General features: G+C 69.5%; 14 protein-coding genes. 2 read left to right on the top strand and 12 right to left on the bottom strand.

Going from position 1 to position 14,152, the window contains the following annotated elements:
* Positions 1–23: 23 nt before the first annotated feature.
* From MKK88_RS27525 to trpA, 4 genes are all read right to left on the bottom strand, one after another.
* Positions 24–923, bottom strand: coding sequence for an outer membrane protein (locus tag MKK88_RS27525; protein WP_244005489.1), 900 nt, complete (start codon positions 921–923; stop codon positions 24–26).
* Between the two features lie 267 nt (positions 924–1,190).
* The gene (locus tag MKK88_RS27520; RefSeq protein WP_244005487.1) at positions 1,191–2,516 is read right to left on the bottom strand and encodes a bifunctional folylpolyglutamate synthase/dihydrofolate synthase; all 1,326 of its coding nucleotides are present in this window, start codon (positions 2,514–2,516) and stop codon (positions 1,191–1,193) included.
* A gap of 8 nt (positions 2,517–2,524) precedes the next feature.
* The gene (accD, locus tag MKK88_RS27515) at positions 2,525–3,421 is read right to left on the bottom strand and encodes an acetyl-CoA carboxylase, carboxyltransferase subunit beta (protein WP_244005486.1); all 897 of its coding nucleotides are present in this window, start codon (positions 3,419–3,421) and stop codon (positions 2,525–2,527) included.
* Between the two features lie 81 nt (positions 3,422–3,502).
* On the bottom strand, positions 3,503–4,342 hold the full coding sequence (gene trpA / locus MKK88_RS27510) for a tryptophan synthase subunit alpha (protein ID WP_244005485.1): 840 nt from the start codon (positions 4,340–4,342) through the stop codon (positions 3,503–3,505).
* A gap of 150 nt (positions 4,343–4,492) precedes the next feature.
* Between trpA and MKK88_RS27505 the strand changes: the two genes are divergently transcribed.
* Entirely contained in the window at positions 4,493–5,155 is a 663-nt protein-coding gene (locus MKK88_RS27505; protein ID WP_244005483.1) for an HAD-IA family hydrolase, read from the top strand.
* An 86-nt stretch (positions 5,156–5,241) separates the two neighbouring features.
* On the top strand, positions 5,242–7,926 hold the full coding sequence (locus MKK88_RS27500; protein ID WP_244005481.1) for an MGH1-like glycoside hydrolase domain-containing protein: 2,685 nt from the start codon (positions 5,242–5,244) through the stop codon (positions 7,924–7,926).
* Here MKK88_RS27500 and MKK88_RS27495 read toward each other — a convergent pair.
* The 8 genes from MKK88_RS27495 to MKK88_RS27460 form a co-directional block, all read right to left on the bottom strand.
* Positions 7,889–8,296 (bottom strand): MucR family transcriptional regulator, encoded by a 408-nt coding sequence (locus MKK88_RS27495; protein ID WP_244005479.1) that lies wholly within the window; start codon positions 8,294–8,296, stop codon positions 7,889–7,891. The genes MKK88_RS27500 and MKK88_RS27495 overlap by 38 nt on opposite strands.
* A gap of 431 nt (positions 8,297–8,727) precedes the next feature.
* Positions 8,728–9,447, bottom strand: coding sequence for an LrgB family protein (locus MKK88_RS27490; RefSeq protein WP_244005477.1), 720 nt, complete (start codon positions 9,445–9,447; stop codon positions 8,728–8,730).
* 3 nt (positions 9,448–9,450) lie between these two features.
* Positions 9,451–9,855: a CidA/LrgA family protein gene (locus MKK88_RS27485; protein WP_244005475.1), complete on the bottom strand. Its 405-nt coding sequence runs from the start codon at positions 9,853–9,855 to the stop codon at positions 9,451–9,453.
* Positions 9,856–9,870: 15 nt separating this feature from the next.
* On the bottom strand, positions 9,871–10,332 hold the full coding sequence (locus MKK88_RS27480) for a TerB family tellurite resistance protein (protein WP_244005473.1): 462 nt from the start codon (positions 10,330–10,332) through the stop codon (positions 9,871–9,873).
* 120 nt (positions 10,333–10,452) lie between these two features.
* The gene (locus tag MKK88_RS27475) at positions 10,453–11,199 is read right to left on the bottom strand and encodes a DJ-1/PfpI family protein (RefSeq protein ID WP_244005471.1); all 747 of its coding nucleotides are present in this window, start codon (positions 11,197–11,199) and stop codon (positions 10,453–10,455) included.
* Between the two features lie 46 nt (positions 11,200–11,245).
* A complete protein-coding gene (locus MKK88_RS27470; RefSeq protein WP_244005469.1) occupies positions 11,246–11,929 on the bottom strand; it encodes a TenA family protein in 684 nt (227 codons plus the stop codon).
* Position 11,930: 1 nt separating this feature from the next.
* The gene (locus MKK88_RS27465; protein WP_244005467.1) at positions 11,931–12,605 is read right to left on the bottom strand and encodes a response regulator; all 675 of its coding nucleotides are present in this window, start codon (positions 12,603–12,605) and stop codon (positions 11,931–11,933) included.
* On the bottom strand, positions 12,602–14,083 hold the full coding sequence (locus tag MKK88_RS27460; RefSeq protein WP_409566717.1) for an ATP-binding protein: 1,482 nt from the start codon (positions 14,081–14,083) through the stop codon (positions 12,602–12,604). The genes MKK88_RS27465 and MKK88_RS27460 overlap by 4 nt, the downstream gene beginning before the upstream one ends.
* Between the last annotated feature and the right edge of the window lie 69 nt (positions 14,084–14,152).

Raw genomic sequence — 14,152 nt, 5'->3', positions numbered from 1 at the left:
TGCCCGGGGTCCTTCGTCCGGTCTCAGTACGAGCCGAACTTGTAGTTCAGACCGGCGCGGACGACGGCGAAGTCGTTCGTGTTCCGGTTGCTGCCGGAGACGGCATAGACCGGCAGGAAGGCACCGTTGACGGCGGCGGCGCCGACCAGTGGCAGGCCGGTGCGGTTGCGGTCGAGGCTGACGTAGAGACCTTCGACCTTGAACGTCACCGCCGAGGAGCGGAAGAAGTTCAGGAACGAATCGGTGGGCAGGGCGAACTCGGCGCCGCCACCGACCGTGTAGCCGGTCTTGAAGTCGTCGCGGCGGCCGGCGAAGTTCTGGAACGCGATGTTCCGGGTGCCGTCATCGGTGCCGGTGGCGTAGGCGAAGCCGCCGGTGGCGTACACGAGGGTCCGGTCGAAGGCGTAGCCGAGACGACCGCGGACGGTGCCGAAGAAGTCCAGCGTGTTCAGCGTGCCGTTGACCGGCAGGAAGCCGGCATTCACGGCCCGGGCGTTCGTGGCGTAGCGCGGACGGCCACCGAAATCGAGGTACTGCGCGTCAGCCTCGAAGCCGATCACGATGCCCGAACCCGGGGTGAACTGGTAGTTATAGCCGATCTGGCCGCCGCCCGAGAAACCTTCGCGGTTGTTGCGGTTGTAGAGCAGCACCGAGCCGTTCGGGGCCAGGGCCTGATACGGCACGAGGCCGGCGCCGGTCAGAACGGCCGGGCTGCCGGCGGTCTGGACGAAACCGCTGTTGTTGGAGCGGCTGCTGGCATCAAACGCGTAGCCGGCGTTGATACCAAAGTAGGCGCCCGTCCAGGTGAAGACCGGCACCGGCGTGAAGACTGGCGGCGGCGCGGCCCGACGCGGCAGGTCGGCGGCGGAAGCAGCAGCCGTCAGTGCCGTAAACGCCGCAAGTGATGTGATAAGACGCTTCATTCTTATGCTCCCCAGCAAAAGCCCGATCGATAGTGAAATTAGGCGATCGGCTCTGCCGCGGATGTAGCTTGGCCGCCACAGCCCGGGGAAAGCGTGAGCGGATGACGACTTTGGCCCAGTCGAATACGGTGAATAGACGACCCGGGTGTGGCAACGCGCCACAAATTGAGGGTTGTCTAGGGCCAGTAGTGACATCCGCAAGGTGCAAGTCGGTTACTTGCGGACCCGGGCGTCGCACACGATTCCGTGGAGAGCGCCCCAGCGGCGTCAGACCGGTGGGGTATCGTTGGCGGCGAGTACTAAGCCGGCCAAGTAGAGCGAGCCGCAGATCAAAATGCGCGGCGGGCGCTCGAACGCGATGTCCTTCACCATCGCGAGCGCAGCCTCGATGCTCGGCGCCGTATAGGTCGAGAGGCCGACGCCCTCGCCGATCCGGGCGACCTCCTCCGCCGGGCGCGCCGCCAGCGAGCCGCTGATCGGCACCGCCACGAGGGCGCGTGCGAGCCCGACGAAATTGCGCAGGAAGCCGTCCGCGTCCTTGGTGCCGAGCAGCCCGACGATCAGCACGAGGGGCACGTCGCTCTTCTCGCCGAGATCCGCCATCGCGGCGGCGAGGATCCGTCCGCCGTCGATATTGTGGCCGCCGTCGAGCCACAGCTCGGTACCGGGATCGAGCTGTGCGGCCAGCCGGCCGCGGCCGAGACGCTGGAGCCGGCCCGGCCACTCGACCTCGGTGAGGCCCTTCTCCAGGGCCGTGATGCCGATATCGCCGAAACCGGCCGCCCGCAGGGCCGTGATCGCCGTGCCGGCATTGACGAGCTGGTGACGTCCGGCGAGGCGGGGGCGCGGCAGGTCGAACAGGTCAGTCTCGTCCTGGTAGACGAGCCGGCCGCGCTCCTCGTGAACGGAGAAATCCTGATTGCCCACGAAGATGGGCCCGGCCCCGATCTCCTCGGCGCGCCGGCACAGCACGGCGTCGGCCTCCGCGTAGTCCTGGGCGGCGATCACCGCGGGGCAGCCGCGCTTGAAGATCCCGGCCTTCTCGGTCGCCACCGATTCCACCGTGTCACCGAGATACTCGGCATGGTCGCGGCCGATCGGCGTCACCACCGCGCAGGCGGGCTGCGCGATCACGTTGGTGGCGTCGAGCCGGCCGCCGAGCCCGACCTCCAGCAGCAGGACATCGGCCGGGCTCTCCGAGAACAGCACCAGGGCCGCCGCCGTGGTGATCTCGAACATGGTGATCGGCGCGCCGGCATTGGCGCTCTCGCAGCGGGCGAAGGCGTCCGCCAGCCGGTCCTCGTCCACGAAATGTCCGCCGCCGATCCCGCCGATCCGGATCCGCTCGTGAAAGCGCACGAGGTGGGGCGAAGTGTAGACATGCGCGGCGAGGCCGCCGGCTTCGAGGATCGCCCGCATGAACGCGATGGTCGAGCCCTTGCCGTTGGTGCCGGCGACGTGGATCACCGGCGGCAGGCGCCGTTCCGGATGGTTGAGCTGCGCGAGCAGCCGCTCGATCCGGCCAAGCGACAGGTCGATGGTCCGCGGGTGCAGCGCGAGGAATCGCGCCATCAGGGCATCGGACGAGGCCATCGCGGGCTTTATGCCGCCTCGGCGGCCGTGGCCGACGCCGCCGGCTCGGCGACGTTGGTCAGGAGGCCGCAGAGGCGGGCGATGGTCTCCTTCAGCTGGTGGCGGTGGACCACCTGATCGACCATGCCGTGCTCGCGCAGGTACTCCGCCCGCTGGAACCCGTCGGGCAGCTTCTCGCGAATGGTCTGCTCGATCACCCGCGGTCCGGCGAAGCAGATCAGCGCCCCCGGCTCCGCGAGATGCACGTCGCCCAGCATGGCGTAGGAGGCGGTGACGCCGCCGGTGGTCGGGTTGGTCAGCACCACGATGTAGGGGAGCCGCGCCGCGTTGAGCCGGCGGACCGCCACGGTCGTGCGCGGCATCTGCATCAGCGACAGGATGCCCTCCTGCATCCGCGCCCCGCCGGAGGCCGCGAACAGCACGTACGGCGTGCGCTTCTCCAGCGCGGTCTCGGCGCCGCGGACGAAGGCCTCGCCGGCCGCCATGCCGAGCGAGCCGGCCATGAAGCCGAATTCCTGCGCGGCCAGCACCATCGGCAGGCCGCCGACCCGGCCGAAGCCGATCTTGAACGCGTCCTGCAACCCCGTCTTGGCCCGGGCCTCCTTGAGCCGGTCGATGTAGCGCTTCTCGTCGCGGAACTTGAGCGGATCGGTCGGCGCCTCGGGCAGCGCCACATCGATCCACGTGCCCTCGTCGAACATCATCTTCAGGCGCGCCTGGGCGCCCATCTTGAGGTGATGCTCCGAGCCGGGAATGACCCAGTGATTGGCCTCCACCTCCTTGTGGAACACCATCTGGCCCGTATCCGGGCACTTGACCCAGAGGTTCTCGGGCGTCTCGCGCTTGAACAGGGTCTTGATCCGGGGGCGTACCACCTCCGAGATCCAGTTCATCGGTTCGACCATCGCCTCGCGTCCGTCCGCTTCGTGCCCGCGCCAATATCAGGTGGCCGGCGCCCCACCGCCAGGGTCGGTGTCAAAGACCGTTCAGGCCGCCCGCTCGACCGTGGCGGCACGCACGCCCTCGGCCAGCTCTCGTACCAACTCCGCCACCGCCGAGACCGTGCCGCCCTGCGGACGGCCCTCGGCGTCGAGTGAGCGCACCAGCGCGTCCACCAGCGCCGAGCCGACCACGACACCGTCGGCGCCCTTGGCGATCGCCGCGGCATGGGCGCCGGTCTTCACGCCGAAGCCGACGACGACCGGCAGGTCGGTATGCTGGCGGATGCGGGAAACCGCCTCCGAGACCTTGCCGAAATCGGGCGTCGCGGTGCCGGTGATGCCGGTGATCGACACGTAGTAGACGAAGCCCGCCGTGTTCGCGAGGACCGCCGGCAGGCGCCGCGCGTCGGTGGTCGGCGTCGCGAGCCGGATGAAGGCCAGCCCCTGGGCCAGCGCCGGCAGGCACAGCTCGGCATCCTCCTCCGGCGGCAGATCGACCACGATCAGCCCGTCGATGCCGGCTGCCACCGCGTCCTCCAGGAAGCGGTCGACGCCGTAGGTGTGGATCGGGTTGTAATAGCCCATCAGCACGATCGGCGTGGCGTCGTTTTCCGCCCGGAAGCGGCGCACCAGATCCAGGGTGCCGGCCACGGTTTGGCCGGCCTTCAGCGCCCGCAGGCCCGCCGCCTGGATGGCCGGGCCGTCCGCCATCGGGTCGGTGAAGGGCAGGCCGAATTCCAGGATGTCGGCGCCGGCGCCCGGCAGGGCCTTCAGGATCTCCAGGGAGGTCTCGGGATCGGGATCGCCCGCCATCACATAGGTGACGAGGACGGCCCGGTTCTCCGCGCGGGCGCGGGCGAAGGTGGCGTCGATGCGGCTCGGCATGGGTCGGGCAAGGTTCGCGGTTGGGGCCGTCCGGGGCCCGGGATTGCCCCCGCGCTACACCAAAGCCAGCGGCCCGTGAAGCGGGCGGCGCTCGGCTCCCCTGCGCGCACTCTGGTTGCTGCGGCGTCCGCCCGCCGGTAGCCCTCCGCCATGACCACGATTCTCCCATCGCGCCCCTTCGCCGCCTTGCTGTTCGACATGGACGGCACGCTCATCAGCTCGATCGCGTCCGCCGAGCGGACCTGGTCGCGCTGGGCCGCGGCGCACGGGCTCGACGTGGCCACGTTTCTGCCGACGATCCACGGGGTGCGCTCGGTGGAGACGATCCGCCGCCTCAACCTGCCGGGGGTCGACCCCGAGGCCGAAGCCGCGGCGATCACACGGGCCGAGATGGAGGATGTCGGCGACGTCACCGAGATCCCGGGGGCACGGGCCTTCCTGGCGCCATTGCCGCCGGATCGCTGGGCGATCGTGACCTCGGCCCCGCGGGCCCTGGCGCTCCGCCGCCTCGCGGCGGCCGACATGCCGGTGCCCAGGCTCATGGTGGCCGCTGAGGACGTGGCCGAGGGCAAGCCGGCACCGGATTGCTTCCTGCTGGCTGCGCGCCGGCTCGGAGTCGCCGCGGGGGATTGCTGTGTGTTCGAGGATGCGCCCGCCGGGATCCGGGCGGCCGAGGCTGCGGGTGCGTCGGTGGTCGTGGTGACTGCGACCCACCACGAACCGGCGCCCACCGCATATCCCGCGATCCCGGATTACCGGACTCTCCGGGTGGTGCAGGATCCCGACGGACTTCGCCTGACCCCGGACATTTGAGACGATCGCGGCCGAGCCGTCGACTTCTGTTTCCGGCCGCGGGGCCCTATTCGGGGATGCAAAGCCGGATCCGGAGCCGCATGCCGATGACCAAGCCCGACGGCGGGAGGCCAAGCCTGTTCGCGACCGAGGAGGGCCTCCGGCTGGTCGCCGCGCGCAGCGACCCGGCCTGGCGCCGCTGGGGGCCGTATCTCAGTGATCGGCAATGGGGCACCGTCCGGGAGGATTACAGTCCCGGCGGCGACGCCTGGGATTACCTGCCCCACGACCATGCCCGCTCCCGGGCCTATCGGTGGGGCGAGGATGGAATCGGCGGCTTCGGCGACCGCCACCTGAACTGGTGCCTGTCGCTTGCCCTGTGGAACGGCCGCGATCCGATCCTGAAGGAACGCCTGTTCGGCCTGACCAACCAGGAGGGCAACCACGGCGAGGACGTCAAGGAACTCTACTACTACCTCGACGGCACCCCGACCCACGCCTTCATGCGGATGCTCTACAAGTATCCGCAGGCCGAATTTCCATACGAACGCCTCGTCGCGGAGAATGGCCGGCGCGGCCTCGACGACCCGGAATTCGAGCTGCTCGACACCGGCGTGTTCGACGGCGGCCGCTACTGCGATGTTGAAATCGCCTACGCCAAAGCAGCGCCCGACGACATCCTGATGCGGGTCACCGCCACCAACCGGGGGCCGGAGGCCGCCGAGCTCACGCTGCTGCCGCAGCTCTGGGCGCGCAACACGTGGTCGTGGAAAGACGGCGCACAGAAGCCGGAATTGATGGCCGGGTCAGACGGGTCGGTCTGGGTGCGCCATCCCGCCGTGCCGCCGATGCGCTTTTTCGCCGAGGACGCGGCCGAGCTGCTGTTCACCGAGAACGAGACCAACACCCACCGGCTGTTCGGCTCAGGCCCTGCCGCGGGCTTCTACAAGGACGGAATCGATACGTGCGTGGTCGGCGGCGATCAGTCGGCCGTCAACCATCTGTCCGGCACCAAGTGCGCGGCCCGCTATGCGCTCCACCTTGGCCCTGGCGAGAGCCGCACCCTCCGCCTTCGTCTTCGCGTCGAGACCGCCCCGGGTGAGCCCTTCGCGGATTTCAATACGGTCTTCGCCGCCCGCACGGCGGAGGCGGATGCCTTCTACGCCGCCCTCCAGGCGCCGATCGCCGATCCCGAGATGCGCCGCGTCCAGCGGCAGGCGCTGGCCGGCATGCTGTGGTCGAAGCAGCTCTACCATTACGACGTGCGCGAGTGGCTGGCGGGCGATCCGGCCCAGCCCGCCCCTGACCCCGCGCGCCGGCATGGTCGGAACGAGGACTGGGCGCATCTGCGCGCCAACGACATCATCTCCATGCCGGACGCCTGGGAGTATCCCTGGTTCGCCTCCTGGGACCTCGCCCTCCAGGCGATCGTGTTCGCGCTGATCGACCCGGACTTCGCCAAGAACCAGCTCCTGCTCCTCGTCGACGAGGCCTACGCGCATCCGAACGCGGCGTTGCCGGCCTACGAATGGGGTTTCGGGGACGCCAACCCGCCGATCCACGCGCTGGCCGCCTGGCGGGTGTTCGAGCTGGACCGGGCGCTCACCGGCACGGCGGACCACGTCTTCCTCAAGCGGATCTTCAACAAGCTGACCCTGAACTTCACGTGGTGGGTCAACCGCAAGGATGCGGATGACCGCAACCTGTTCCAGGGCGGCTTCCTCGGGCTCGACAATATCGGCATCCTCGACCGCTCGAAGCCGGTGGGCGACGGCGCCACCCTGACCCAGTCCGACGCCACCGCCTGGATGGCCGCCTACGCGCTGGCCCTGATGCGCATCGCCATCGAGCTGGCGCTGCGGGACCCGACCTACGAGGACATGGCGGAGAAGTTCTTCGAGCATTTCCTGCTGATCGCGGCCGCCACGGGCGACGGCGTCTGGGACGAGGAGGACGGCTTCTTCTACGACGTGATCGAGACCCGTGAAGGCGAGCGCCTGCCGATCCGGGTGCGGACCCTGGTTGGCCTGATCCCGATCCTTGCGGTGGCGACGATCAACGAATGCGACCTGGAGAAGCTGCCGGCCTTGCGCGACCGGATGCTGTTCTTCCTGAAGAACCGCCCGGACCTCGCCGACCTGGTGTCGCGCTGGAACGAGCCCGGCCAGGGTCAGGCCGCGCTGCTGTCGCTGCTGCGCGGGCACCGGTTGAAGGCGCTGCTGCACCGTGCCCTCGATCCGGCGGAGTTCCTCTCCGATCATGGCCTGCGCGGGGTGTCCCGCGTCTACGCGGACACGCCGTTCTGCTTCGCCTGGAACGGACGCGATCTCGGTCTCGCCTACGAACCCGCGGAGTCGCGCTCGCGCCTGTTCGGCGGCAATTCGAACTGGCGCGGTCCGGTCTGGATGCCGGTCAACTACCTGCTGATCACCGCCCTGAACCGCTTCCACGACTATTACGGTCCGGACTTCCGGGTCGAGGCACCCACGGGCTCGGGGCGGAGCTCGTCGCTGCGCGAGATCGCCCTGGATCTCTCACGCCGCCTGATCGCCCTCTCGGCCCGCGGCGCAGATGGGCGGAGGCCGGTCTACGGAGACAGCCGGATCGAGCAGGACGACCCGCACTTTCGTGACCTCGTCCTGTTCTACGAATACTATGACGGCGATACCGGCCGCGGCGTCGGCGCGTCCCATCAGACCGGCTGGTCCGGGCTCGTGGCGCTGCTGATCCAGGACATCGCAACGGATGCGGCGCCTACTCCGCCGCCTCCTTCATCCGGAGTCGCTGAGTGACTCCGATCTGGCGCGAGATATCCGAGCGGCGGGCGCTGTAGGTCGCCGAGACCATGGGGTAATCGACCGGCAGGCCCCACTTGGCCCTGTAGGCCTCGGGCGTCAGCCCGCGCAGGGTCAGATGCCGCCGCAGGGTCTTGTAGGTCTTTCCGTCCTCGAAGCTCACGAGGGCGTCGGACCGGATCGAAGCCCGGATCTGGGCATCGGTGGCACGCCGGGCCGGCGGTTGGGGCTGGTGGTTCAGCGACTGCACCGCACGATGGACCGTGGCAAGCAGATGAGGCAGACTTTCCGCGGGGATGCTGTTGCGCGTGACATACGCACTCATGATCCGCGCCGCGAGTTCAATACTCAGCGGATTCGTCCGCATGGCCGCCTCCTCCGGGTCGTCCTCTCGACGGGACGTACTCACGCGCTTGGCGGTGCCGCTCGTCCGACAGATTTGTCCTGTCGAACACTCGACACAACTAATGCGCGAATTTGTATCTCAATCTTTCTACCTAAAATATGTAATTTCAGTCAACGCCAATTCAGCAGGTGCGCCTTTATGTGCAGGCCGAGGGCGGATATTCGCATCAGCCTCATGAGGCCCGAACCGAGCCGGCACACGACACGGGACGGGGAACCTGGGTTGCCGATTCCCCCGACATCCTGTGCCCAGGCTCTTGAGGGCTCTCGAGATCGCTCGATGGTCCTTTGAGGCTCGCTGACGCGGTCACCTCGGGACGAGGGCGGGAACCGAAGCGCCGGACCGCCTTTCCGCCATAGGCAGTCGCATCCGGTGCGGCGGGCCGGCGCGTCTTATTTGAACAGCAGATGCAGCGCCAGCGGCGCCAGGATCGCCGTCAGGAAGGCGTTCAGCCCCATGGCGATACCCGCGAAGGTCCCCGCCACCTCGCTCACTTGAAAGGCCCGCGCCGTACCAATGCCGTGGGCCGCAAGCCCGGCCGCGAAGCCGCGGGCGCGCATGTCCTGAATCTTCAGCGCATTCATCATCGGTGTCACGAGGATCGCCCCGATGATGCCGGTGAGGATCACCAGGATCGCGGTCAGCGTCGGGTCTCCGCCGAGGGCCTGCGCGATTCCCATGGCGACGCCCGACGTCACCGATTTCGGTGCGAGCGAGACGAGGATCGGCTGCGGGATGTCGAGCAGCCGGGCCAGCGCGATCACCACCGCCAGGGTCGTCGCAGCCCCCGCGGCCAAAGCCGTCAGCATCGGCACCAGCGCGCGCTTGACGGTGGCCCGCCGCTCGTAAAGCGGCATCGCCAGCACGACGGTGGCCGGTCCGAGCAGGAAGTGCACGAACTGCGCACCCTCGAAATAGACCGGATAGGCCGTGCCGGTCAGCGCCAGCACGCCACCGACCAGCGTCACCGTGATCAGCACCGGGTTGGCGATCGGGTGGCGGCCGGTCGCGGCGGCGATCCGGTCGGCGAGGACGTAGGCGGTCAGCGTCACCGTCAGCCACAGCAGCGGCGTCTTGGCGAGGTAGACCCAGAGGGAGAAGTCGCCGCTCACGCGTCAGGGCTCCCCGTCATGCCCCGGCCGCTCGACCCAGGCCGCGACGGCGCGGAACACCAGCACGGTGACGAGCAGTGACAAAGCCGTCGACACCACCAGCACGATGGCGAGCTTCACGCCCTGCGCCCGCAGCAGGTCGAGACGGCCGACGACGCCCACGCCCGCGGGGACGAACATCAGCGACAGGTTCATCAGGAGCCCCCGCGCGGTATTCTCGAGGGTGCCGTCGGTCAGCGGCTTCGGAAGGAATCGGGGCAGGCCGAACCGGGTACTGTCGCGCAGCAGCAGGAAGCCGAACATCAGCCCCATGCCGATCACCGGCCCGGGGATCGGCACATGGGCGCCGCGGGCGATCGCCTCGCCCACGAGCTGGGCCAGCAGGATGAGCGCCAGACTCGCAATCATCGTCCCGGCCGTCCCCTACGCCAGCCCGGCCTGCTGCTGGCCGGTTTGACGGGCGGACGCGATGGCGCCCTCGTCGAAGCCGAGGAGCCGGCCGAGCCGCTCCACCAGGGCCTCCTCGAACTCGTCGACCCGTCCGTCCGCCGCCGCGACCGACCACGCCATGGTCAGGAGTTCCTCGCGCTCGGCCTTGTTGGCCTCGTGGGGAATCATCTCGACGAGGCTCACCACGTCGCGCGTCTCGGAATCCATCGCGGCGGCGCGCTCGATCAGCGCCCGCGCCGCTTCGGGCCCCTCGGCGTAGTGACCCTGCACGAGGCGGGACAGGCGCTCGCTTTCGGAGGCCGCCAGGATCCCGTCGACCCGCGCCACGTGAACTAGGAGCGCAGTGGCCGCGAGATGCGTATCGTCCACGGCCTGGTGCGTGCCCACGCCGAGGGCTTCGGCCGCGTAAGCACGCAGGCGTGCGATGAGGGACATGGGGGCTCCGAGGCGGACGCCAAACGATCGTGCATCGCACAGTTCGGGCCGGCGCCTTCCGCCGTCAAGGACGGATCCGCGGATGGAGGCCGGGCGTGGCCGGACTGCATCGCTCCGGCTTCAGCGCCGCGCCGCCTCGGTCGCGCCGGCGACCAGCTCGGCCAGGATCGCGTTCGCCGCCCGGTCGACGTCCGGACCGGCCTCGGCGGGGGTTCCGGCCCGGAACGGTGGGTCCGGGGCATATTCGGCCACGAGCTGCGCCGTACGGGCATAGGTGGCGCCGCGCAGCCGGGCCGCGAGCACCAGCCCGAGATCGAGCCCGGCCGAAATCCCCGCACCGGTCATGCGGTTGCGGTCGACGACGACGCGCTCCGCCACCGGCTCGGCGCCGAGCAACGGCAGCACCGCGTCGCGCACGCACCAATGGGAGGTGGCGCGATAACCCCGCAGCAGGCCGGCCGCCCCCAGGATCAGCGATCCGGTGCAGACGCTCGTCACCCATCCGGCGTGCGTGGCGCGGTCGCGCAGGAAGGCGAGAAGCCGTGTGTTGCGCATCTGCGCCGGCGTGCCGTCACCCCCGGGCACGAACAGGACGTCGAGATCCTGCGGGCAGGTCTCGAAGGTGTCGGTCGCCATCAGCGACAGGCCGGTATCGCTCGTCACCGGGCCGCTGGTCTCGGCGACGAGGTGCAGGCTCCCGGGCGCCAATCCGGCGAGCAGGTCCTGCGGGCCGACGAGGTCGAGGGCGGTGAGGCCCGGGAAGAGCACCATCGCGATCCGAACCGGACGGTCGTCGGGGATCGGCGCCGGATCGTCCGCGCGCGCAGGATGCGGCCAGACCGCTGCGGCCGCGATCGCGGCGGCCATGAGATCCCGGCGGCTCGGACCCGCCAGCCCGGTCACGACCGGCGCATCACAGCGGCCAGGCCGCGTCGCGGTAGGCGCTGTCCCAGAACATCCATTCCAGGCGCGTGGCCTGGGTGAAGGCGTGGTGCATGCGCGCACGCTCGCCGGCACCGACGTCCTGGGCTGCCCGGTCGGTGGCAGCGATCATGGCGGCGACGGCTTCAGCGAAATCGGCGCCCGCGTAGGTGTCGATCCAGGCCCGATATGGGTTGTTGGCCGCAGCCCGGGCGAAAATGTCGTCGCCGACGGCCTTGTAGATCCAGAAGCACGGCAGCAGGGCGGCGCAGACCACCGGGAACGGCTCGGCATAGGCGGTGGCGAGCAGGTAGCTCACGTAATGGTCGCAGGCCGGCGTGAGCGGGGTGGCCGCAAAAATCTCAGGCCCGATGCCGTAATCGCGGAAGAAGCCGCCATGCAGGGCGCGCTCCACCACGATGGCCTCCTGCGCGGCTGCGGCGAACTGCACGATCCCGTCCGGATCCGGCGCCTTGGCGGCGGCGAGGCTCAGCGCCCGGCCGAAGCCCACGAGGTAATGTGCGTCCTGCACGATGTAGTGGCGGAACCGGTCCTGCGGCAGCGTGCCGGCGGCGAGCTCGGCATTGAACGGCATCGACCGGATGGTCTCGTAGGCGGCGGCGTTGCGCGCCCAGGCCTCTTGGGAGAAGGCGCCCTGTCCAGCATGGTCCGCCATGTCAGCCCTGCCGCTGGGCGTGGGTGACGGCGACATGGATCAGCTCGGCGAGCGTCCGGACGCCGAGCTTCTGCCGCATCTGCGAGCAGGCGTTCGTGACGGTCTTGTAGCTCACCGACAGATCCGTCGCGATGGCTCCGTAGGACCGTCCTTGCGCGAGCCGGGCCAGGATCTGCTGCTCGCGCGGGGTGAGCTGCGATTCCGGTGTGCGCCGGGCGTCGGCCCGCAGCATCGCGACCTCGGTGGCGAGCCGCCGATCGAGATAGACCTCGCCGATCCGCACCTTGCCGAAGGCCTCGAACAGCTCGGCCGAGGCGTGATCCTTCAGGACGTAGCCGAGCGCACCGGCTTCGAGCGCGCGGGCCACGATCACCGGATCGTTGTGCATGCTGAACACGAGGATCCGCGTCTCCGGCGCCACCGCGCGGATCCGGCGGATCAGCCCGAGGCCGGCCATGCCGCTGCCCTGAAAGGTCAGGTCGCAGATCACCACCGGCGGCCGGAGCCGGTGGAAGATCCGGTAGCCAGCGACCACCGTGGTCGCCTCCGCGATCGTCTCGACGCCGGCATCCTCCAGCACGCGGCGGCAGCCCTGCAGAACGATCGGATGATCGTCGATCACCAGGACCGGCAGGCGCGTGGCGGCGATATCGATCTGGGAGGCGATGGCGTTCATGCGCTCGGCGCGTTGTTCTCGTCGCCCCGGTCCGGCGGAACGGGGATCCTGATCCGGACGATTGCTCCGGGCCCGGCATTGTCAAGGGCGAAGGTGCCATCCAGGGCCTCCACGCGCTCGCGCATTCCCGAAAGACCGAACCCCGTACCGGGCTCGGCCTGAGTCTCGGCCCCTGGTATACCCTTGCCGTTGTCGCGGATCGTCACGGTCAGCTGACCCTCACGTTCGGCTGCTTCCGCCTCGACCCGGGTGGCGGCGCCGTGTCGCACCGCGTTGGTGGCGCTCTCCTGCACGCAGCGGAACACGGTGAGGTCCACAAGGTCACCGTAGCCGCGCGCCAGACCGTCGAACCGGCCGCTGAAAACGAGGCCGGGATGGCGCTGAGCAAAGCCCCGCAGGAGCAGATCGAGGCAGGTGGCGAGCGGCGCCTGCCCGAGTCCATGCGGTCGCAGACGGTTCAGCAACTCCCTGTTGACGGTCTGGACCTGGCCGACGATGGCGCTGATCTCGGCTGCCCGTGCGGCGAGCTTCTCGCGGCTCGGCTCGGTCGGACCCGAGGCGATCCGGGCGATCGAGGCGGCATTGGCCTCCAGCGCGAACAGGCAGGGGCCGAACTCGTCGTGGAGTTCGAGGGCGGTGCGGCGGCGCTCGTCGTCCTGCGCGGTCAGAAGCTGCCGGTTGAGGCGCCCATTGGCGGCACGGACTTCGCCGAGGGCCGCCGCCACCTTGTTGAAGCGCTCGGCGATGACCGCCAACTCCTGGGCACCGGGGGGCTCCAGCCGGGCGGTGTAGTCGTGGTGTTCCAGCTGCGTCAGGCCGGCGCCGAGCCGCCGCAGTGGCGCCAGGATGCGCCCGAGGGCGACGTAGAGCGCGATCAGCATGGCGATGTTGATCGCCGCGGTGGTCAGCGAGAGCGCCCGGGCGTAACTCCAGATCTCGTCGATCTCGTCGAGCGGCTGGGTGGTGATCTGCGCGGTGCCGAGCGGCTGCCCCCGCACCGTGATCGGAAGGGTGTGGCGCTCGATCGGCGGCATGATCAGGTCGGCGAACCAGCCCGGCGCCTCGCGCACGGTGCGGTGGCTCGGGACCGCGCTGCCGACACGTTCGCCGGCATTGTCGCGGACCGCGACCCGGACATGCCGCAGCACCTTGAAGCGCAGATCGAGGGTCTGCAGCAGGCTTTCTGGCGGGGTCGTCTCAGAGAGGCGGATCGTATCGGCCACCAGCGATTCCACGGTCGCCAGCGAGGCCCGGGTCTCGACCCGCACGGCATTGCGGGCGTTGAGCACGATCACGCCGCAGGAGATCAGAGCCGCCAGGGCATCGATGAACAGCACCACGGCGACGAGCCGCGCCCGGGTCGACCACGCCGCCCAGGGCCAGGGCCCTGCCCGGTTCGCGGGTGCTGCGGGCATGAGGAGATGAGTCGGTCGCGCGTCCACGCCGAGAGCCATAGCGGGCATGCGGGCGAAGTCCATGCGGCAACGGCTGTGACCGAGTCCGCGTATCCGCTGATCGATCACGGTTCGTTAAGCGGTTGCTGCATA

Source organism: Methylobacterium sp. E-005, from assembly GCF_022829725.1.
Lineage (GTDB): Bacteria > Pseudomonadota > Alphaproteobacteria > Rhizobiales > Beijerinckiaceae > Methylobacterium.
This window is presented reverse-complemented; position numbering and strand designations above follow the sequence as displayed.

Coding starts and splice junctions, on each gene's coding strand:
- trpA (WP_244005485.1), bottom strand. CDS start 4,342: ATGCCGAGCCGCATCGACGCCACCTTCGCCCGCGCCCGCGCGGAGAAC.
- MKK88_RS27520 (WP_244005487.1), bottom strand. CDS start 2,516: ATGGCCTCGTCCGATGCCCTGATGGCGCGATTCCTCGCGCTGCACCCG.
- MKK88_RS27505 (WP_244005483.1), top strand. CDS start 4,493: ATGACCACGATTCTCCCATCGCGCCCCTTCGCCGCCTTGCTGTTCGAC.
- MKK88_RS27480 (WP_244005473.1), bottom strand. CDS start 10,332: ATGTCCCTCATCGCACGCCTGCGTGCTTACGCGGCCGAAGCCCTCGGC.
- MKK88_RS27470 (WP_244005469.1), bottom strand. CDS start 11,929: ATGGCGGACCATGCTGGACAGGGCGCCTTCTCCCAAGAGGCCTGGGCG.
- MKK88_RS27500 (WP_244005481.1), top strand. CDS start 5,242: ATGACCAAGCCCGACGGCGGGAGGCCAAGCCTGTTCGCGACCGAGGAG.
- MKK88_RS27495 (WP_244005479.1), bottom strand. CDS start 8,296: ATGCGGACGAATCCGCTGAGTATTGAACTCGCGGCGCGGATCATGAGT.
- MKK88_RS27475 (WP_244005471.1), bottom strand. CDS start 11,199: ATGGCCGCCGCGATCGCGGCCGCAGCGGTCTGGCCGCATCCTGCGCGC.
- MKK88_RS27465 (WP_244005467.1), bottom strand. CDS start 12,605: ATGAACGCCATCGCCTCCCAGATCGATATCGCCGCCACGCGCCTGCCG.
- MKK88_RS27525 (WP_244005489.1), bottom strand. CDS start 923: ATGAAGCGTCTTATCACATCACTTGCGGCGTTTACGGCACTGACGGCT.
- MKK88_RS27485 (WP_244005475.1), bottom strand. CDS start 9,855: ATGATTGCGAGTCTGGCGCTCATCCTGCTGGCCCAGCTCGTGGGCGAG.
- MKK88_RS27460 (WP_409566717.1), bottom strand. CDS start 14,083: ATGGACTTCGCCCGCATGCCCGCTATGGCTCTCGGCGTGGACGCGCGA.
- accD (WP_244005486.1), bottom strand. CDS start 3,421: ATGGTCGAACCGATGAACTGGATCTCGGAGGTGGTACGCCCCCGGATC.